General features: G+C 44.9%; 19 protein-coding genes. 15 read left to right on the top strand and 4 right to left on the bottom strand.

Annotated elements, in window-relative coordinates; translation table 11 throughout:
* The first annotated feature begins 61 nt into the window (after nt 1-61).
* The 5 genes from AC6IZR_RS07895 (at nt 62) to metG (ending at nt 5169) form a co-directional block, all read left to right on the top strand.
* Nucleotides 62-895: a DegV family protein gene (locus AC6IZR_RS07895; RefSeq protein WP_497848404.1), complete on the top strand. Its 834-nt coding sequence runs from the start codon at nt 62-64 to the stop codon at nt 893-895.
* 110 nt (nt 896-1005) lie between these two features.
* Complete coding sequence (locus AC6IZR_RS07890; protein ID WP_003006038.1) at nt 1006-1281, top strand: HU family DNA-binding protein; 276 nt, start codon at nt 1006-1008, stop codon at nt 1279-1281.
* Nucleotides 1282-1734: 453 nt separating this feature from the next.
* Entirely contained in the window at nt 1735-2181 is a 447-nt protein-coding gene (locus AC6IZR_RS07885; RefSeq protein ID WP_003006041.1) for a Fur family transcriptional regulator, read from the top strand.
* 144 nt (nt 2182-2325) lie between these two features.
* Entirely contained in the window at nt 2326-3018 is a 693-nt protein-coding gene (locus tag AC6IZR_RS07880; protein ID WP_003012031.1) for a phosphoglycerate mutase, read from the top strand.
* Nucleotides 3019-3177: 159 nt separating this feature from the next.
* The gene (metG, locus tag AC6IZR_RS07875; protein ID WP_497848403.1) at nt 3178-5169 is read left to right on the top strand and encodes a methionine--tRNA ligase; all 1992 of its coding nucleotides are present in this window, start codon (nt 3178-3180) and stop codon (nt 5167-5169) included.
* Nucleotides 5170-5496: 327 nt separating this feature from the next.
* On the opposite strand, the gene AC6IZR_RS07870 is transcribed toward metG, so the two are convergent.
* Nucleotides 5497-5703 carry a helix-turn-helix domain-containing protein gene (locus tag AC6IZR_RS07870; RefSeq protein WP_003006064.1) on the bottom strand — a complete coding sequence of 69 codons (207 nt, stop codon included), beginning with the start codon at nt 5701-5703 and terminating at the stop codon, nt 5497-5499.
* A gap of 10 nt (nt 5704-5713) precedes the next feature.
* Nucleotides 5714-6235, bottom strand: a complete 522-nt coding sequence (locus tag AC6IZR_RS07865; protein WP_049472929.1) for a DUF2975 domain-containing protein — start codon at nt 6233-6235, stop codon at nt 5714-5716.
* A gap of 248 nt (nt 6236-6483) precedes the next feature.
* Here AC6IZR_RS07865 and AC6IZR_RS07860 point away from each other — a divergent pair, with 248 nt between their 5' ends.
* From AC6IZR_RS07860 to AC6IZR_RS07845, 4 genes are all read left to right on the top strand, one after another.
* Entirely contained in the window at nt 6484-7746 is a 1263-nt protein-coding gene (locus tag AC6IZR_RS07860; protein ID WP_497848402.1) for a DUF6287 domain-containing protein, read from the top strand.
* A 16-nt stretch (nt 7747-7762) separates the two neighbouring features.
* Nucleotides 7763-8746, top strand: coding sequence for a Gfo/Idh/MocA family protein (locus AC6IZR_RS07855; protein ID WP_497848401.1), 984 nt, complete (start codon nt 7763-7765; stop codon nt 8744-8746).
* Between the two features lie 353 nt (nt 8747-9099).
* Nucleotides 9100-10035 carry a metal ABC transporter solute-binding protein, Zn/Mn family gene (locus tag AC6IZR_RS07850; protein WP_497848400.1) on the top strand — a complete coding sequence of 312 codons (936 nt, stop codon included), beginning with the start codon at nt 9100-9102 and terminating at the stop codon, nt 10033-10035.
* Between the two features lie 7 nt (nt 10036-10042).
* Entirely contained in the window at nt 10043-13273 is a 3231-nt protein-coding gene (locus AC6IZR_RS07845; protein ID WP_497848399.1) for a pneumococcal-type histidine triad protein, read from the top strand.
* A 232-nt stretch (nt 13274-13505) separates the two neighbouring features.
* Here AC6IZR_RS07845 and AC6IZR_RS07840 read toward each other — a convergent pair whose 3' ends face one another.
* Nucleotides 13506-14690: a DUF2974 domain-containing protein gene (locus AC6IZR_RS07840; protein ID WP_497848398.1), complete on the bottom strand. Its 1185-nt coding sequence runs from the start codon at nt 14688-14690 to the stop codon at nt 13506-13508.
* 169 nt (nt 14691-14859) lie between these two features.
* Between AC6IZR_RS07840 and AC6IZR_RS07835 the strand changes: the two genes are divergently transcribed.
* The 5 genes from AC6IZR_RS07835 to AC6IZR_RS07815 all read left to right on the top strand — a co-directional run bounded on the left by AC6IZR_RS07835 (nt 14860) and on the right by AC6IZR_RS07815 (nt 19507).
* Nucleotides 14860-15537 (top strand): response regulator transcription factor, encoded by a 678-nt coding sequence (locus tag AC6IZR_RS07835; RefSeq protein ID WP_004219907.1) that lies wholly within the window; start codon nt 14860-14862, stop codon nt 15535-15537.
* On the top strand, nt 15530-16504 hold the full coding sequence (locus AC6IZR_RS07830) for a sensor histidine kinase (protein ID WP_201037331.1): 975 nt from the start codon (nt 15530-15532) through the stop codon (nt 16502-16504). The genes AC6IZR_RS07835 and AC6IZR_RS07830 overlap by 8 nt, the downstream gene beginning before the upstream one ends.
* 114 nt (nt 16505-16618) lie before the next feature.
* Complete coding sequence (locus AC6IZR_RS07825; RefSeq protein WP_260314290.1) at nt 16619-16747, top strand: hypothetical protein; 129 nt, start codon at nt 16619-16621, stop codon at nt 16745-16747.
* 15 nt (nt 16748-16762) lie between these two features.
* Nucleotides 16763-17521: an ABC transporter ATP-binding protein gene (locus AC6IZR_RS07820; protein WP_497848397.1), complete on the top strand. Its 759-nt coding sequence runs from the start codon at nt 16763-16765 to the stop codon at nt 17519-17521.
* Complete coding sequence (locus AC6IZR_RS07815) at nt 17522-19507, top strand: FtsX-like permease family protein (RefSeq protein WP_371476252.1); 1986 nt, start codon at nt 17522-17524, stop codon at nt 19505-19507.
* A 124-nt stretch (nt 19508-19631) separates the two neighbouring features.
* Here the strand turns inward: AC6IZR_RS07815 and AC6IZR_RS07810 are convergent, their stop codons facing one another.
* Nucleotides 19632-19895, bottom strand: coding sequence for a SemiSWEET family transporter (locus AC6IZR_RS07810; protein ID WP_003012241.1), 264 nt, complete (start codon nt 19893-19895; stop codon nt 19632-19634).
* Between the two features lie 288 nt (nt 19896-20183).
* On the opposite strand from AC6IZR_RS07810, the gene AC6IZR_RS07805 reads away from it, so the two are divergent.
* Complete coding sequence (locus tag AC6IZR_RS07805) at nt 20184-20441, top strand: SemiSWEET family transporter (protein WP_003006102.1); 258 nt, start codon at nt 20184-20186, stop codon at nt 20439-20441.
* Nucleotides 20442-20581: the final 140 nt, after the last annotated feature.

Below are 20581 nucleotides of genomic sequence, written 5' to 3'. Positions count from 1 at the left end.
AAAACCCCGTGTTTTTTGATATAATGAAAGCAAAACATTCTTAGGAAGAGTATAGAAATATATGGCAAATATTAAAATAGTTACAGACTCATCTATTACAATTGAGCCTGAAGTGGTTAAAGAATATGGCATCACCATTGTGCCACTTTCTGTTATGGTAGATGGAGTCCTTTATTCTGACAGTGAGTTGGGTGAAGGGGACTTCTTGCGCTTAATGCAGTCTAGTAAAAATCTTCCAAAGACCAGCCAACCACCTGTTGGAGTCTTTGCGGAGATTTATGAAAACCTAGCAGCAGACGGAGATCATATTGTTTCGATTCATATGTCCCATGCCTTGTCAGGAACAGTAGAGGCAGCTCGCCAAGGGGCAACCTTGTCAGGAGCAGAAGTAACTGTGATTGATAGTGGCTTTACAGACCAAGCCATGAAGTTTCAAGTGGTTGAGGCAGCTAAGTTGGCTAAAGAAGGAGCAGATCTAGACACTATTTTAGCTCGTATCGAAGAAGTCAAAGAAAAAACTGAATTGTACATTGGCGTATCTACCTTGGAAAATCTAGTTAAAGGTGGTCGGATTGGTCGTGTTACCGGACTTTTGAGCTCGCTTCTTAACATCCGTGTGGTGATGGAAATGAAGGACCATCAATTAGAACCAATCGTCAAGGGACGTGGAAACAAGACCTTTAAGAAATGGTTGGATGAATTGGTAGAGAAACTTTCCCATAGTAAGGTGGCTGAGATCGGGATTTCTTACGCAGGGACACCAGAATGGGCTAATGAAATGAAGGCTCAGTTGCAATCGCTCGTTGAAAAAGCAATCCCAGTTCTCGAAACTGGATCGATTATTCAAACCCATACAGGTGAGAATGCATTTGCAGTTTTGGTGCGCTACGAATAAGCTGAATAAATGTTTGAAAAAACAGGTTTAGTACTTGACCTAAAGGCTTTTTTTAGATATTATAATACTGTTAAGGCGTAAAGCCTAAAAAAATTTGGAGGATTTGTTAAATGGCTAACAAACAAGATTTGATCGCAAAAGTGGCAGAAGCTACAGAATTGACTAAAAAAGATTCAGCAGCAGCTGTTGATGCTGTATTCGCAGCAGTTTCAGAATACCTTTCAAAAGGTGAAAAAGTTCAATTGATCGGTTTCGGTAACTTCGAAGTTCGTGAACGTGCAGCTCGTAAAGGTCGCAACCCACAAACTGGTAAAGAAATCAAAATCGCAGCTTCTAAAGTTCCAGCATTCAAAGCTGGTAAAGCTCTTAAAGAAGCAGTTAAATAATTGCATTTTGAAAAGCCATCCTAGATTTCTAGGGTGGTTTTTTTGTTGGACAGCTCTATAGGATAAGGGTATAATAGGAAAAAAGAAAGAGAGAAAAGACCATGAGATTCATTTTAGGCCTCTTTGCCTTGTTGTTTATCCGACCTATTTTGTTTCTATTGAAAGGGCTGTGGCTTGTACTGGAATTTTGCTTTATGATACTCGTGGTCAAAATGATCCTAGGAACCGTGCGCTGGATGACCAGTTGGATCGGTTGAGAGTAGATGAATCTATTTCAGGCTCGTGAATCAATGTCCCCTGGACATAAACTCGCTTTTCCATTTTAGGCTCGTGAAAAAAATGTCCACTGGACATTTTTTTTAATTAAAAGCATTCTAAATAGTGATTTATTTTGAAACATGATATAATAAGGGTAACGAATCGATTAAATCATATTGGAAAGGGGGGATCATAGTGAACGCATTGCATCGTCATGAAGAAGAGCGCGTGGAAGAAGTCTTGCAAAATTTACGTGCCAAGGGCATTCGGATTACCGATACCCGCAGAGCAGTTCTTTCCTATTTAGTGGCGAGTCATGAACATCCAAGCGCTGAGAAGATCTATCGTGATTTATTGCCTCAGTTTCCAAGCATGAGTCTAGCAACTGTCTACAACAATATCAAGGTTTTAATTGATGAGGGGGTTGTCTCTGAGATCAAGGTTCGCAATGATACCACGACCTATTTTGATTTCATGGGGCATGACCATTTGAATGTGGTGTGTGAAAAATGTGGCCGTATCGCAGATGTGGACATCGAAGTACCAGATCTTCGCGAAGAAGCAGCGAGTCAAAGTGGTTACCAGATCACCAAGACCCAGATGACGGTCTATGGTATTTGCCCCGACTGTCAGAAAAATTAATGTGAGAGAAACCAGAGCCGTCAGGCTCTTTTTTGTGAGAAATTGCACTTTTCTATGGTCGCCACTAGATTTTTCACTGAAAATCTAGTAGAATAGAATAGATAAACGGGGGAAACCTCGGAGAATAAAAAGGAGATCCATCTAATGGTAAAATTGGTTTTTGCTCGCCACGGTGAGTCTGAATGGAACAAAGCTAACCTTTTCACTGGTTGGGCTGATGTTGATTTGTCTGAAAAAGGTACACAACAAGCGATCGACGCTGGTAAATTGATCAAAGAAGCTGGTATCGAATTTGACCAAGCTTACACTTCAGTATTGAAACGTGCGATCAAAACTACTAACTTGGCTCTTGAAGCTTCTGACCAATTGTGGGTTCCAGTTGAAAAATCATGGCGCTTGAACGAACGTCACTACGGTGGTTTGACTGGTAAAAACAAAGCAGAAGCTGCTGAACAATTTGGTGATGAACAAGTTCACATCTGGCGTCGTTCTTACGATGTATTGCCTCCTGCAATGGACCGTGATGATGAACACTCAGCACACACTGACCGTCGTTATGCTTCACTTGACGATTCAGTGATTCCAGATGCTGAAAACTTGAAAGTTACTTTGGAACGTGCCCTTCCATTCTGGGAAGATAAAATCGCTCCAGCTCTTAAAGACGGTAAAAACGTATTCGTAGGAGCACACGGTAACTCAATCCGTGCTCTTGTTAAACACATCAAACAATTGTCAGATGACGAAATCATGGATGTGGAAATCCCTAACTTCCCACCATTGGTATTCGAATTTGACGAAAAATTGAACGTTGTAAAAGAATACTATCTTGGTAAGTAAGATAACATAATTTGTTATCCATAAAAAAAGCTGACTTCGGTCAGCTTTTTTGCTTGTCTTCCTTAGATCCTAGCTGGTTTTGGGTTTTCAGGGTCTCCTAAAAATGTTATAATAGAGTGTTACTAAATTGGGTTCCATTAGCCCTGAAAGGAAAAGAAAATGACAAAATCATTCTACATCACAACCCCTATCTATTACCCATCTGGTAAATTGCATATTGGTTCAGCTTATACAACGATCGCCTGTGACGTTTTGGCGCGTTACAAACGCATGATGAACTACGATGTCTTCTACCTGACTGGTCTCGATGAGCACGGTCAAAAGATCCAGCAAAAAGCAGAAGAAGCTGGGATTACGCCACAAGCTTACGTAGATGGGATGGCCGTTGGAGTGAAAGAACTCTGGCAATTACTTGATATCTCATATGATAAATTCATCCGTACGACAGACGACTACCATGAAAAAGTAGTGGCTCAGGTCTTTGAACGCTTGCTTGCGCAAGACGACATCTACCTGGGTGAGTACTCTGGCTGGTATTCAGTCTCTGATGAAGAGTTCTTTACAGAAAGCCAATTGGCTGAGGTATTCCGTGATGAGAATGGCAAGGTCATCGGTGGGGTAGCCCCATCAGGCCACGAAGTAGAATGGGTCTCCGAAGAATCTTACTTCCTTCGCCTCAGCAAATACCAAGACCGTTTGGTTGAATTTTTCAAATCCCAACCTGATTTCATCACGCCAGACGGCCGTCTCAATGAAATGTTGAAAAACTTCATCGAGCCAGGTTTGGAAGATTTGGCGGTATCTCGGACAACCTTTACTTGGGGAGTTCCAGTTCCATCTAATCCAAAACACGTGGTCTATGTATGGATTGATGCCCTTCTCAACTACGTGACAGCTCTTGGTTATGGTCAAGAAGATCATGAAAACTTTGATAAGTTCTGGAACGGAACCGTCTTCCACATGGTCGGAAAAGACATCCTTCGTTTCCACTCCATCTACTGGCCAATCCTTCTTATGATGTTGGATATCAAATTACCAGAACGCTTGATTGCCCATGGTTGGTTTGTCATGAAAGACGGCAAGATGTCTAAGTCTAAAGGGAATGTCATCTACCCAGAAATGTTGGTGGAACGATTCGGCTTGGATCCACTTCGTTACTACCTCATGCGTAGTTTGCCAGTTGGTTCTGATGGGACTTTCACACCAGAAGACTACGTGGCTCGCATCAACTATGAATTGGCTAATGACCTTGGAAACCTCCTCAACCGGACGGTAGCCATGATCAATAAATACTTTGGTGGCCAAGTTCCAGCTTATGTCGAAAATGTCACTGCATTTGATGCTGATTTGGCTAAGGTGGTTAAAGAAAACATCGCTGAATACCACAAGCAAATGAATGCAGTTGATTACCCACGCGCTTTGGAAGCCGTATGGAACATCATCTCTCGGACCAACAAATACATTGATGAGACAGCTCCTTGGGTCCTCGCTAAAGAAGATGGCGACAAGGAACACTTGGCAGCAGTCATGGCTCACTTGGCAGCTAGCCTTCGTGTCGTGGCTCACTTGATCCAACCATTCATGATGAACACCTCAAATGCCATCATGGAACAACTTGGCTTGGGCTTGGACTTCGATCTTGAAAACTTGACCCTAGCAGGCTTCCCTGAAAATGTCACAGTGGTTGCCAAAGGAACTCCAATCTTCCCACGTCTCGACATGGAAGAAGAAATTGCCTACATCCAATCTCAAATGACTGCTGGAAAACCACAAGAAAAAGAATGGATTCCAGAAGAAGTGGAACTCAAGTCTGAAAAAGATGAGATCAAATTTGAAGATTTTGACAAGGTTGAAATCCGTGTAGCAGAAGTCAAAGAAGTGGAACGTGTCGAAGGATCAGATAAATTGCTTCGCTTCCGCCTAGATGCAGGAGATGGCGAAGACCGTCAAATCCTCTCTGGTATCGCGAAATTCTATCCAAATGAACAAGAATTGGTCGGCAAGAAACTCCAAATCGTGGCCAACCTCAAACCACGGAAGATGATGAAGAAATATGTCAGCCAAGGTATGATCCTTTCCGCAGAACACGGAGATCAATTAACAGTCTTAACTGTTGATCCATCTGTACCAAATGGAAGCATCATCGGCTAAACGATAGACAAAGAAAAAATCATCTAAAAAACTTTCCTTAGGTGAGTACGGACGTCAGCGAACTTCGAAGAAGTTCCATGACTTAGTTTTGGACCCTAGGTTCCAAAACTCCCGAGTGCTAGAAACAATTGTGTTTCTAGCACTTTTCTCACGGCGGAAAGTTTCAGTAGATGATTGAATAATTCTTACGAATAAATTTTTTAATTTTTATAGAATTTATTTGATTTGTAAGGAAGAGCAGATTGTCTATGCTCTCAAGCACTCCCGCGGGAGTGCTTTTCTTGTGTCGATAAGGAAAGTCTCCAATTACATTTCTTAATACATGTCCTATTCATCTGGCCGGTATTCCAGGATATCTCCTGGCTGGCAGTCGAGTTCTTTGCAAATGGCTTCAAGGGTGGTGAAGCGGATAGCTTTGGCCTTACCGGTTTTGAGAATGGAGAGGTTAGCTGTCGTGATGCCGATTTTATCGGCTAGCTCATTGGATTTCATTTTCCGCTTGGCCAGCATGACATCTAGATTGACGATAATCATGGCACCCTCCTTAAATGGTTAGCTCATTTTCTTCAGCAATCTCAATACCTCTCTCTAAAATCTTGCCAGAGACCCAGACGATTGGAACGGCAAGGAGAAGCCCTGTGTTAAAGGTAAATTGGAAAGTGAAGGGAAGGAGATAAGCATTTCCACTGGTTTCAAGTGTGCCAGACATAAAGGACAAGACCAAGAGAATCTTCCAAGCTCGGTTGCAAAGATCAATGTTGGAGTGAGAAAAGATCTTTTCTTGGTAGAGATTTTGGAGGAAGCTGCGAATGGTGATGAGAAGGTAAATATAGATAGCGCTTGAGGCTAGTGGGAAGAGCAACTGCCAGAGAGGTTGCGGATGTTTGGGGAAGAGCTGGATGCCATTCACATCAAAGGACAAGCGTCCAGTTTGAATGAGATCTTTAAACACTCCCATCCGTGAAAGCAGGTGGACGACCAGTGCAGCCAGGGTCATAAAGCCACAGAAGTAAATGAAAGCCGTTAAGACTTCAATGACATTTTTTAAGGTTTTTGAGTTTTTCATCGCAAGCCTCCTTGAAGTTTATTTATTTTTCACTTATAGTATACTCCTTATAAAAAATTAGTCAATAAAAAAGTATCGAAAAACGATAAAAAAATAATGATAAACAAAATATTATTTTTGAGAAACAGGTATTTTCTACTCAAACTAGTCAGTTCAAACCTGGGAAACCACTACATAGAGGGGAATTTTACTATACTTTCGATTTAGGGTATACTAGTGTAAAGATCTTATTCCATGGAGGTAGTAAAATGAATCTTAAGTGGAAGAAAAAATACCTGGGGCCGATTTTGGGGCTGGTCGGAGCAGCTGTTCTGATCGGAGGAGTCTATCTCTACTCTAGTTCCAACATCCAACCAGACCATCAAAAGGAATTTAAGCAGACCAGCAAGAAGGTCACCAAGCCAAAGGAAAAAGCTATTGACTTGAGTGGTGACTATGTCTCTAATGAACGGGATGAAGCCAAAATCGAGAAAAAGGGCAAGGCCTGGAAGATCGATTACCAAACGGCTGACGGCAAGGTATCCGCTGAATTTAGTACGGATTGGAAGGTCGAAGGGTCTAATAAAGTTTCGACAGGCAAGATGAAAAAGTCCGATGGCAATACAGACTTTACAGTCACTGTTCGTGTCTTCAAATACAAGACAGACAAGAAACCTTTGATTACGGTCACCATGTCTGATAAAAATCCTGACCACGAGATGGTTTTTGCCAATCGGGAGGATTTTTTTAAATCGACAGATCCAAATGATGTCGTCCTTGATGGCAATCTCTCACCGTTTGAAGGTGCTTATTCCAATGATACCTATGAAAAGGAAATCGCAGATTCCGGTTTTAAACTTTATGGCTATACTCCAGAAGAGTATTACCAAAACAAGACCAATGCCTTTCCAAGTATTGTAAATGGGGAGACTGGCTGGACTTTCTGGAGCGGAGGCACTCGGGCAAGTTACCTGCTCAATAAAGAAAAAGAGCCTAAGAAGCGAAAAGGCTATTATGAAGTTTATTTCACTGGGGCCAATGCGACTGCGATCCAAGGGCAAGAGCAAACCTTGTACTTGATCCCAGCGGGTGTGACAGGTCCTGACGGAGTAGCTTCCCAAGAACGTCGGATTCTCTTTGGCGACGTGGCCTACCGTGATTACCATCTAGAGTGGTGGAAAGCTTATCCGCAACCGAAAAAAGAGAAAGACTTGGATATTGCGGCCATTAACGGAGGCGACTTCTCAAGCTTAGCTGGAACCTGGCGCAATGGCAAGGGAGCTGAAATCGTCATCCAAGCAGACGGAAAAGTTAAGGGTCAAGGCAGCCTCAAGGCTGTTGCGGACTCGGATAAGAAGAGCAAGATCCCTTATGTTGAGATGAAGATGGGTGAGACTGGTGCTGCGATTGGACTTCTGAAAATTGGTTTCCAAAATCCAGATGGAGACCAGTCTGATACCAGCAAGCCACGTCTAGTGGTCACTCAATCTGCAGGCAACTACCCGGCTGATCAATATTTCTACCGTCAATAAAAAAGGAGATTAAACCATGGGGCATTACATCAACTATAAGTGGGCTAGTCTTGGAACAGGCGTCATTGCCAATGAATTGGCGCAAGCCCTTGAAGCGCTTGGTGGGAAACTCTATTCCGTTGCCAATCGTACTTATGACAAGGGGCTAGCCTTCGCTGAGAAATACGGGATCGAAAAGGTTTATAAAGAGATTGACCAAGTCTTTGAGGATCCTGAAGTGGATATCATCTATATCTCAACGCCTCACAATACTCATATCCAGTATCTTCGTAAGGCCCTCGCAACTGGCAAACACGTGCTCTGTGAAAAGTCCATCACTCTCAACAGTGAGGAATTGGCAGAAGCGATAAAGCTTGCTGAAGAAAACCATGTCAAACCGGCAGAAGCTATGACCATTTTCCATATGCCTATTTATCGGAAACTCTCTGAAATTGTGGCAAGTGGCAAGCTGGGGCCTCTCAAGGTCATCCAGATGAACTTCGGTTCCTATAAAGAATACGACATGACCAACCGCTTTTTCAATCGCAATCTGGCAGGTGGGGCTCTACTGGATATCGGTGTCTACGCTTTGTCTTTCGTGCGTTGGTTTATGACCTCACAGCCGACAGAGATGGTTTCACAGGTTAAATTAGCTCCGACTGGTGTTGATGAACAAGCGGGTATTCTCCTTACGAATCGTGAAGGGGAAATGGCGACGGTGACGCTGAGTCTTCACGCCAAACAACCGAAACGTGGGACAATCGCTTATGACAAGGGCTATATCGAACTCTACGAATACCCGCGTGGGCAAAAAGCGGTTATCACCTATACGGAAGATGGTTCACAAGAAGTGATCGAAGCAGGAGAAACCGCTAAAGCCCTCCAGTATGAGGTCCTCGATATGGAAGCAGCTGTTGCAGGAGAGGATGATCATACCTACCTCAATTACAGTCGCGATGTCATGGACCTCATGACTCAACTCCGCAAAGACTGGGGCTTGGTTTACCCAGAAGAAGAATAAGGTTGGGAAAGAGGCTGGGGACAAAAGTCCTAGCCTCTCAATTATTTTTGGATTGTCGAGCAAGACGCAGTGGTTGAGTGGGCTCTACTACGCTGATTTCATCAGCTTTTACAGCCCTACTCAACTGTGCGGAGGTGGGACGACGAAATCGAATTCTAACGAATTACCGATTTCTGTCCCACTCTCTTTTTTAATGCAAGGAAGGCTTGTGGAGTCTAGGAAACTGTTAGTTTCTAGCATTAAAAGGAAAAAAATGTAAAAAAGGCTTGACAAAGCAAATGATTAGCAGTATCATTAACTAGTTAATTAACTAATTAATGAACTGGTTAATAAAAATAAAAAAGAGGTGAAGGATGAATAGGAGAAGAATGAAGGTTCTGGGACTTTTGTTTCTCGGTTTCTTTCTGCTGACAGCTTGTGGAAGTCAAGGAAATGCGGGCAAGCACCCTTCTAAAAAAGGTCTTAAAATTGTCACGAGTTTTTATCCTATTTATGCCCTGGTCAAGGAAATCTCTGGCGATCAAAATGACATCTGGATGGTTCAGTCAGGTGCAGGGATCCATGATTATGAACCCTCAACCAAGGAAGTGGCCCAGATCTATGATGCGGATGTATTTGTCTATCATTCTCAGACTCTGGAATCTTGGGCCGGTCGCTTAGATCCTAACCTACAAGGTTCCAAATTGCGAGTGATCGAAGGTAGCCAAGGAATGACCCTTGATAAGGTGGCTGGATTAGAGGATGTTGAGGCTGGTCAGGGAAAAGAAGCCAAGCACTTGTATGATCCGCATACTTGGTTGGATCCTGTAAAAATCGCAGAGGAAGGAAAGATCATCGCCCAGCGCTTGGGAGAGATCGATCCAAAGAACAAGGAGCGCTATCAGGCCAATGCTCAAAAGCTTGAAAAGCGCTGTGAGGACCTGGTAGCCCACTACCAGCCTCTCTTTGACAAGGCCAAGCAAAAGACTTTTGTGACCCAACATACAGCCTTTTCTTATCTGGCCAAACGCTTTGGTCTCAATCAGTTAGGGATTGCAGGGATTTCCCCAGAGCAAGAACCGACTGCTCGGCAATTGGCCGAGATCCAGCAGTTTGTCAAAGACTACAAGGTGAAAACGATCTTTGTGGAAAAGCACACGTCGTCAAAAGTGGCAGATAGTATCGCCAAGGCAACAGGGGCGCGTGTCAAGGTCCTGGATCCACTGGAAGCCGATCCACAAAACGATAAGGATCTATTAGAAAATTTAGAAGAAAATATGGCGACTTTGGCCAAGGAATTAGAGGAGTAAATCAAGAATGAAGAAAAAGGGAACGATTGGATTGGTAGCGACCTTGGGGCTAGGACTCTGTGCCTATGCGCTCAGTCAGCAACCACAAGTCAAGGAAGAGAAAAAGAATCAGATTCAGTATTTGCAAGCGGACAAGAAATCGTCATCGTCTGCCACCAGCAAAAAGGAAGACAGCATCGAAGCGGTCAATGCCAAGGAAAAGACCCAGGCAGAGCAGATTGTCATCAAGATTACAGATGAAGGCTTTGTCACTTCTCATGGGGATCATTTTCATTACTACAGCGGCAAGGTCCCATTTGATGCCATCTTTAGTGAAGAGTTGATTTTGCGGGATCCAACTTATCAGCTGCAAGAAGCGGATATCGTGAGCAAGGTCAAGGATGGCTATATTATCAAACGCGCTGGGAAATACAATCTCTACTTAAAGGATGCCCAACATACGGTTAATGTGCGCTCAATCGAAGAGATCGCTCAACAGCAAAAAGGAGGCGCTAAAGAAGAAGGAGAGGCGGGATCGGTGCAAGCGAGCTCCTCGCACAAGGCAGGCAAGACCCGTGACTTCCGTCAACCTAGTCAAGCGCTGAAAGAAGGAAAGACTCTTGAGATGCTGACGGCTAAGAACCATACAGGTGGTGGCTACCGTACGGACGATGGTTATGTCTTTAGCCCTGGAGATGTCATTTCAGATACAGGGGATGGCTTTATTGTGCCCCATGGTGGCCATTTCCATTATATTCCAAAGAGTGCCTTATCCGCTGGCGAGTTAGCAGCAGCACTTTCGGTATTAGGCGGTCAAGCCGGCCATCAGGCTGGAAGTTCACACCTAGCTGGAGCAAGTACAGAGCAAGGAACTCCGGATCAAGCCTCTCCAAGCCTTGGGAAGCAAGCGAGCAACCAGCCGTCATCCAGTCCAAGCAATACACAGACAACCCCAACGACTTCTAAACCAGCTACTTCCATACCGAGTCCGACCCTGACCAACTTGATCGAAGAATTGCAGAAAGCCCCGTTGTCTTCTCGTCATGTGGAATCTGATGGTTCTGTCTTTGATCCAAGTAAGATTACCAAGTGGACCGATCAAGGGATTGTCTACCCTCATGGGGATCATTTCCACTTTATCCCATACAGCTCCCTATCTCCTTTAGAGCGTGAGTTGGCGCGGCAATTCCAATTGCTTCGTGCTCAAGGAACTGGTAGTTCAATAGAAGTAAGTCCAAGCTTGCCTTCAAATCCAAGCACAAGACCAGTTGAACATGAGCATGATCATGAGCATGGCGACAGTCACGAGCACGAAGAGGAGCACGATCATGGTTTCCACGCAGACAAGGTCATCAGCAAGGATGAGGAAGGCTATATGGTCGCTCATGGCAACCATGCCCATTATTTCTATAGAAAGGACCTTTCTCCTCAAGAGATTGCAGCAGCAGAGGCAACTCTAGCTGGTAAGAAAGAAGAGGACAAGGGTCAGCCCCTGACAGATGATGTTGCGACCTATTCTCGTGATGCCTCAGATGAGGAAAAGATCCAGTACATCAGTAAGACCTATGGTGTCCCTCGTGAGGCCATTAAGATTTCCAATGGTTTCTTTGTCTTTAACAATCCAGACCAAGAATACGATCCGACCCACATCCATCCTTATGCCGTTCGGAAGGAACATGTCCGTATCCCACTTGAAACTGGCAATCCTGAACTAGACTTTATCAATGAACTCTATGCAACAGCGCTTCGTTCAGGGATTTCTCCTTATAGCCTTCAGATTGAAAATGGTCAGTTTGTCATCCCGCATGGCGATCATAACCACTACATCAAGGTGCGCTCAGCAGGTCTAGCAGACTACTTAGCCCACCGTCTTCCAACCATCCAATCGCCTTATAAAAAAGGAGACTTGGACAAAAAAGCAGTAGAGGACAAGGTCAACCAGCTCTTAGCAGAAAGTCGCAGTCTCTATGCTTCTGATCCATTGCAGCAACGACGGATTGAGCTGATCTTGGGCCACTTCTTGGAAAACGTCAAGAGTTTCCCAAGCAACTCGACGGAAGGCTACCTAGCCAGTCTCAAACAGGTTGATGCGCAGTACATTCATGCGACTCAAGCGGTCAAACCAAAGGAAGAGACAGCCCTAGATCGTCGTTACCAAGAGTTGCTGGAACAAGTGCGCTTGCTAGATATAGAAGCCTTCCAATTGAAGAAGGAAGAGTTGGTCTCTCAACTGCAGGAAGCCTATGCTGCCAAGGACAGCAAGCGTCTAGAGCAGGAAGGGAAGCTATTAGAAGCTGTTCAGGAGATGCAAGATCGGACGGGTGTGACCTCGGTCGACTACCTCAAGTATTTCTACCAAAGCTTGAGTGATGCGCGCTTGACACCAGAACTCCGCACTAAGGTAGCAGATCTAGCCTTGAAGCTCTACCGAGCTCAAGCCTTTGAAGAAGCCTGGGATTCCAAGTCTCACTTTATGGAACTCTACCAAACCAAGCAAGCTATTGACCAGCTCTTCTCCCAAGAAAAAGGCCAAACCTATCCTATTGAAAAAACAGTTTTGGATCAAAAAGGAAGTCAAGCCCCATCCTACAACTTAGCGGTTTATGATTTCCTCAAAGGCTTGTATGGAGAGTTGGATAAGGCGACAGAAGCCCGTCAACAGAACAAGATTTTGACAGCTCTCTTAGAGCAAATCCAGTCGCTCTTGCCACAAGTCGAAGACCAAGGCAAACGAACTGCACTTGAAGCAGGCTTGGCTCAACTTGGAAATGAATCGGATCCAGACAAGGCTATTTCAAGTGGGGAAGCACTTCTACGCGAAATCAGTGATAGCATTGAAAAGCAAAAACAAAAGCAAACGGAAGAGCCTCAAATTGGGGATGTCGCTCTTTATCAACAGCTCTATAACCAGTTGATGGCCTTGCACCAACAATTGCAGGACAAGGGAGCTAGTGATGCTGTATTTGATCGCTTGGAAGCTCTCTTTGACCAATTGGCTAATCCAAAGAGTGATAAAGCAGCCTTACTACAGGCCATCCAAGCCTTCCAGGCAGAGTTGGCAGCTGCGCCATCTGCAGGCGAAGTGAGCAAACCAGTTACCCCAACTGAAACGCCTGTCCCTACAGAAACTCCGGTAGAAAAAGAAGCAGCAGCTTCAGAAGGAAGCAAGCCTGCCACAACTGAGACAGAAACAGAGCCTGCAAGCACAGCTGTAACAGAAGCAAGCACGCCAGATGCTCCATCTCCTCAGAACCAATAGAAAAGAGAGTGGGACAGAAATCGGTAATTCGTTAGAATTCGATTTCGTCGTCCCACCTCCGCACAGTTGAGTAGGGCTGTAAAAGCTGATGAAATCAGCGTAGTAGAGCCCACTCAACCACTGCGTCTTGCTCGACAATCCAAAAATAATTGAGAGGCTAGGACTTTTGTCCCAGCCTCTTTTTGCGTTTTAGTGAATAGAAGAAGTGGTCTCTTTTTTCAGTAGTTGAGCCTCACTCCTTGTGCTCCAGGAGCAGTGGCGAGGTGGAATCGACTGCTTTTTTTCGCTTGAAAAATGCGGCCATTTGAACCAGGATGCGGGGGACCGTCTGCCATTTTTTCCAGGATTGAAAGCGGGTATCGATGAGCTGCTTGGCCAAGCGTTCCAGCATTTCCCGCTCGGTTGGATCCAAATCCTGGGCATTTTGGAGGATTTCCTTGGCCTTAGCTAGCTGCTTGAGATCGGTTAGATCATTGATGGAAGTGATGCCGGCATCCAGAAAAATGCCAAAAAAGGTGTCAAAAAACTTCTTGCGCTCGTCTGCCGATGTTTCGCGAACCCATTGCTTCAAGGTCAGGTCGGTCTGCTGGCTATCGGGACTGGTTTCAGAAACGGTCACAAAGCTGTAGTCCTTGATTTCCCAAGTAAAGGCGTCGTGCTGGGCAAAGCCACCAAAGGCGCGACTCTTGACAATGGTTGTCGGTTCTGGTACTTCCAACATCATGCCAACGATGGATCCCTGAGGGACAAAGCGCCGAATGTTTGGGGACGTGCGTTGGTAGCCTTCTGTTTCGATAATGGCCTTGTTGAGGCCAGGAGCATCGTAGCTGTAGATCGCGTCGACCCGTTCAAATAAGGAATCAGGTAGATACGAGCAGGCATAGGTTGCGAGATTTCCCCCTTTGGAGTGACCGGCTACTAAGAAACGTCCTTTCGGAAATTCCTTCATGACATGTTGCAGGTAGCTGGCTGCGCGCTTCTGAGCTGGTACATGGTCCATATAGGTCATGTGGAAGTCTTCCTTCCAGCCGATCAAGGTGTCATCCGTTCCTCTGAAAACGACCAAATACGTATCCAGACTAAGCCGATAGGTCATGGCCGCAAACTGTTTTTGCACATCGGGATCGTATTCATCGACATAGTTGAGGAGTTTGATGTTCTTAAAGCGCTTTGAAGTAGCCAACTCATCGACTAATTGCAGGTGCTGGTTACTCACGATAAAATCGGTAGTCCGATCGATGAGTTCCATCGCATCAGACAGGCGCACTGGAATTCCTGTTGTATCTCCTTGAGGCACAATGTGTCCAAAGGGCAGATAGGTCAGCTCTGTCAATGCGAGGACATCCAGCTCCTTGAATGGGCGGTCATATATAGAATCGTAGGTCACTTCTTTTAGGTAATCAAAAATAGTTGACATCTGTGCCTCCCGTGTCTTATTTCTTTCAGTATAGCACAAAAATGGATGTAGAAAAAGCGACTCCCATCAAGAAAGTAGGCCCCAGCTCTTCTTTCCCTCTGAAACAGCCTTTTTCTCTGCTTCTTAATCTGTTATAATAGGAAGAAGAAAAAAAGAAGGAAAGAAAGCCATGCATAAAATTCTCTTAGTCGAAGACGATGACATTATCCGCCAACAGGTCAAACAATTATTGGAACAATGGGGCTATGAAGTGGTCGCAGTCGAGGATTTTATGGATGTCCTCGGGATCTTTGTCGAAAGTGACCCCCACTTGATTCTCATGGATATTGGCCTGCCTCTCTACAATGGTTACCACTGGTGCCAGGAAATTCGCAAGGTTTCAAAGGTTCCGATCATGTTTCTTTCTTCACGGGATCAAGCCATGGATATTGTCATGGCTATCAATATGGGTGGAGACGACTTTGTCACCAAGCCCTTTGATCAAAATGTCCTCCTTGCCAAGGTTCAAGGGCTCTTACGCCGCTCCTACGAATTTGGGACAGATCAAAATCTGCTGGAGCACCGGGGAGCCATCCTCAATCTCAAGTCCACGGACTTGGTGTATGAAGGGGAAGTCATCAAGCTGACCAAGAATGAATTTCAGATCCTGCGCGTCTTGTTTGAGCATGCAGGCAGTATCGTGGCGCGCGATGACATGATGAAGGAGCTCTGGAATAGCGACTTCTTTATTGATGACAATACCTTGTCTGTCAATGTGGCCCGCCTTCGTAAGAAATTAGAAGAGGCTGGCTTGTCAAACTTCATCGAAACCAAGAAAGGCATCGGTTACGGGTTGACCCATGAATAAATTTGGAACGATCTTCTGGCAGTATGTGGTATCCCGCAGGCGCCTACTCTATCTATTGGTCATCTTTTTGATCGTCGATTGGGTCTTTGCCTATCTCTTTCCAGAGACGGGGACGGTTTTCCTCTATGCGACCCTAGTGCTAGGCTTTTTTGCCTTCTGTGTCTTGATCTGGGATTTCGCCATGACCTTTCGGGACTACCGCAAAGCCGCACTTTATGAGGAAGTTGAGGTTGCTTCGCCTCTGGAACACCTCCTTTATGAAAAATACACGGAAGAACAGCAGGCGCGCTTAGAGGAAGGGAAGATAGCCCAGGCCAAGTTCAATGACCTGATGGATTACTATACCCTCTGGGTTCACCAGATTAAGACGCCCATTGCGGCTAGTCAGCTCTTGGTGCAAGATGTCGAGACGCCCATTGTCAAGCAGCAGATGGAGCAGGAGCTTTTTAAGATTGACTCCTATGCCAATCTGGTTTTGCAGTATCTGCGACTGGAGAGTTTTCATGATGATCTAGTCTTAAAGCGCGTGTCGGTAGAAGACTTGGTCAAAGAAGTAGTCCGCAAGTATGCCCTCTTTTTTATCCAAAAGAATTTGACAGTGGATCTGCATGATTTGGAGCAGGAGGTCATCACCGATCGCAAGTGGCTCCTGGTCATCATCGAGCAGCTCTTATCTAATAGCCTCAAGTACACCAGCACAGGGGGAATTGAAATCTATTTTAAAGACCAGACTCTCTATATAAAAGATAGCGGGATTGGGATCAAAAATAGCGATGTCCTCCGCGTCTTTGAGCGGGGCTTCTCCGGCTACAATGGCCACCTGACCCAGCAATCTTCAGGGCTGGGGCTCTATCTATCTAAGAAAATCGCAGAGCAATTGGGCCACAGGATCACCCTCCATTCAGAGGTCGGCCAAGGCACGACCGTTGCCATTCGCTTTGAAGAGAAGAAGTTGGTCATGGATTAATTTTCCCCATCTTACAAAAATGTAAGAAATAAAGGTCAAAATGAAAGGTTAGGTTATGGTAGCCGCCTTTTATTTTTTATACAATAGTCTCATCAAATGAAGGAGGTCAAGAAAATGAAACTCTTGAAATGGATGAAACAACCCAAAAAGACTGAGAAACCAAATAACCAAACCGATCTGGAAAAGACGGAATTTGGTCTCCAAGTCCTGCAACAAACCCAAGAATTTTTCTTGATCTACTAGTAAAAGGAGAAAAGTATGTCATTACTAGATGTTCAACATATCAAAAAGATCTACAAAACCCGCTTTCAAGGAACGCAGGTTGAAGCCTTAAAGGATATCCACTTCACCGTGGAAAAGGGTGAGTACGTGGCTATCATGGGGGAATCAGGATCCGGGAAATCGACCCTTCTCAATATCCTAGCCATGCTGGACCAGCCGACCGAAGGACGGGTCTACCTCAATGGCACCGATACCTCCACCATCAAGAACAAGGATGCGTCGAGCTTCCGTCGGGAAAAACTAGGCTTTGTCTTTCAAGACTTCAACCTGCTCGATACCTTGTCTGTCAAGGATAATATCCTCTTGCCACTGGTCCTTTCTCGCAGACCGATCAAGGAAATGATGAGCGAGGTCGATAGCGTGAGTCGGGAGTTGGGCATTCACCAACTTCTTGAAAAATACCCTTACGAAATCTCTGGTGGGCAAAAACAACGGGTAGCCGTAGCACGGGCTATCATCACCTCGCCAGAAATCCTTCTTGCCGATGAGCCAACAGGGGCGCTGGATTCCAAGTCTTCAGCTGCTTTGCTGGATGTCTTTGAAGATATCAATACCATGGGCCAAACCATTCTCATGGTGACCCACTCAACCGCAGCGGCAGCGCGTGCCAAGCGCGTGCTCTTCATCAAGGACGGGATTCTTTACAACCAGATCTTCCGCGGGGAAAAAACGGAGCGTCAGATGTTCCAAGAAATCTCGGATACTCTGACGATCATGGCAAGTGAGGTGGAGTAGATGTTTCGATTAACCACTAAATTAGCTTGCTCCAATCTGATTAAGAACCGCAAGCTCTATTATCCCTTTGCGATTGCGGTCATTCTCGCAGTGACCATCGCTTACCTCTTTGACTCCCTGACCTTTAATCCCCGTATTTCCGAGCTTCGAGGGGGCTCTTCCATAGTGTTCACTCTCAGCTTGGGGTTCTTCGTGGTCAATGCCGCAGGAGCTATCATCGTGCTCTATGCCAATAGCTTCGTCATGAAAAATCGCTCCAAGGAGCTGGGGATCTACAGCATGCTAGGCCTTGAAAAACGCCATCTCATCAGCATGATCTTCAAGGAACTCTTGCTTTTTGGCTTTCTAACCATCTCAGCCGGTGTCTTGATTGGAGCCCTCTTTGACAAGCTGATCTTCGCCTTTCTCTTGAAACTCATGAAGATGAAGGTCCAGCTAGTATCTACCTTCCAACCTGGGATTGTTATCTTGGTCTTTGTCACCTTTGGTCTCATCTTTGGACTTTTGATTCTTCTCAATGCTTGGCGCATTCTCCGTTTGAATGCCTTGCAGTTGACGCGTGAGAAGGCCAGTGGAGAAAAGAAAGCTCGCTTCCTGTGGCCCCAAACCATTCTTGGATTAGCAGCTCTCGGTTGTGGCTACTACCTAGCTTTGTCTGTCAAAGACCCCATCATTGCGCTTGTGACCTTCTTTCTAGCCGTTATCCTGGTCATGATTGGGACCTACCTGCTATTTAATGCTGGGATCACCGTCTTCTTGCATCTGCTTAAGAAAAAGAAGAACTACTATTACCAGCCCAACAATATGATCTCGGTCTCTAATCTCATCTATCGTATGAAGAAAAATGCAGTGGGGCTTGCGACCATTGCCATCCTCTCGACCATGGTGCTTGTGACCATCTCTGCAGCAACCAACATCTATGTCGGTAGCGAAATGGTCAAGAAAATCATGGCGCCTCATGATTTCTCTGTCCAAGGAAAAGGGGTCGATCTGGAGCAGATCAATCAGAAATTTGATGAATTTGCCTCTGAGCATCATCTCGAGATCAAGAATCGCGACCTGATGACCTATGCCAACTTTGGGGTTAAATCACAAAAGGGCACGGACTTCACGGTATATCCAGCTGATGAACGCAGCGTCACTCCTAAAACCGTCTTTATGGTCTTTGATGTAGCTAGTTATGAACACATGACAGGCGAACACGTCGATCTGACTGGCAACCAAGTCATCCTCTTTGCCCATAACAAGGATCTTAAAGGGCAAAAGCAGTTCACTATCAACGGGCAAGACTTCCAAGTCAAGGAAGAAGTGAGCAAGGATTTTATCACCGATCATGTGCCCAATCAGTTTAACATGCTGACGGAGGATTTCAATTACTTGATCGTGCCAGACCTTTCAGCATTTGTCGCCCAGTTTCCAAATCTTGCCATTAATACCAATATCTACGGTGGCTTCAATGTCAATGTTGATGAAGACCAGCAGCTCAAGCTAGCAGCCAGCTATGACAAGATGATCGATGAATTGAGTAGCCAACAGGCCCAAGGAACATTTATCTATGGAGGTAACCGAGCCAATGATGTGGTAGAGTTGAATAGCCTCTTTGGTGGCATCTTCTTTATCGGGATTTTCTTGTCATTGATCTTTATGGTCGGAACCGTCATCGTCATTTACTACAAGCAAATCTCAGAAGGCTATGAAGACCGTGACCGCTTCGTCATCCTCCAACAGGTAGGGCTCGATGAACACGAGGTCAAACGGACCATCAACCGTCAAGTGCGGACTGTCTTCTTCCTCCCTCTCATCTTTGCCTTTATCCACCTGGCCTTTGCCTATCATATGATCCGACTCATTCTCAAAGTCCTCGGTGTCATCAATAGTGGCCAGGTCCTCGTCGTGACCCTCAGCGTTTGTGGTGTCTTTCTTATCACCTACCTGATCGTCTTTTGGATCACCTCTCGGAGCTATCGTAAGATTGTGCAGATTTAGGAAAAGAGAAGCTCGCTTATAGCGGGCTTTTTCTTGTAAAGTCCGATCGCTATTGTCAATTGGTGTTCAAAGGGATACACAAAAAAGACTGAACCAGTCGAGTTCAGTCTTTGATCGATTTCTATTAAAGTGATGTAAGGAAAGTCAATCCCCCTAGGATGACACCTGCTGAATTTGGAATGATCAAAATCCAGTCTTTTTTAGGTTCCTTTGTCCAACCATAAATGACCCAGATCAAGCAAGAAATAGCAGCTGACAAGGGTTGGAAAGGTTGGGCCTTATTTCCCTGTAAATTAGCAATAATTTGTGGGATGTAGGCAATGAAAACGATAATCCCAATAAAGGCACCGATCGAGCCAACGATTTGGTTGATTTTTTGTTTATTCATAAAATTTTACCTCTGTGTATCAAAATAGCATAAGTAGGAAGAAAATGCAATTAATTTGCATGCTATGCAAGATGAAAATGATTACATTCGCACAAAATTAGACAATGTGTCAAAAAAATGGCAACTAGAGAGAAGACTCTCTCGAAAAGAAATCCATCTTCCTGCAAAATCACAAGATTGTGACACTTTACAGTTCGGTAACATTTGAAAAAAAGACTTGAATTTGTAAAGGACAAAAGGTAGAATAGTGCATACTTTAAAAAAAGAAAAGGAAATGGTAGTTTCAAAATGAATGAAAAACAAATGAAAATTCTTGGTTGGGTTGCGACCTTTATGTCTGTTATGATGTATGTGTCTTACTTCCCACAAATCATGGATAACCTCGCAGGTCACAAAGGGAACTTTGTTCAACCCCTTGTCGCAGCCATCAACTGTAGCCTTTGGGTTTACTACGGACTCTTCAAAAAAGAACGCGATATTCCACTTGCTGCAGCCAATGCACCAGGGATCATCTTTGGTTTGATCACAGCCATCACAGCCTTGTAATCAATGAAAGAGAGAGTAGGACAGAAATCGGTAATTCGTTAGAATTCGATTTCGTCGTCCCACCTCTGCACAGTTGAGTAAGGCTATAAAAGCTGATGAAATCAGCGTAGTAGAGCCCGCTCAACCACTGCGTCTTGCTC

It is taken from the genome of Streptococcus mobilis, from assembly GCF_059727625.1.
The sequence above is the reverse complement of the archived record's forward strand: the minus strand, read 5'-3'. Positions and strand labels throughout refer to the sequence as shown.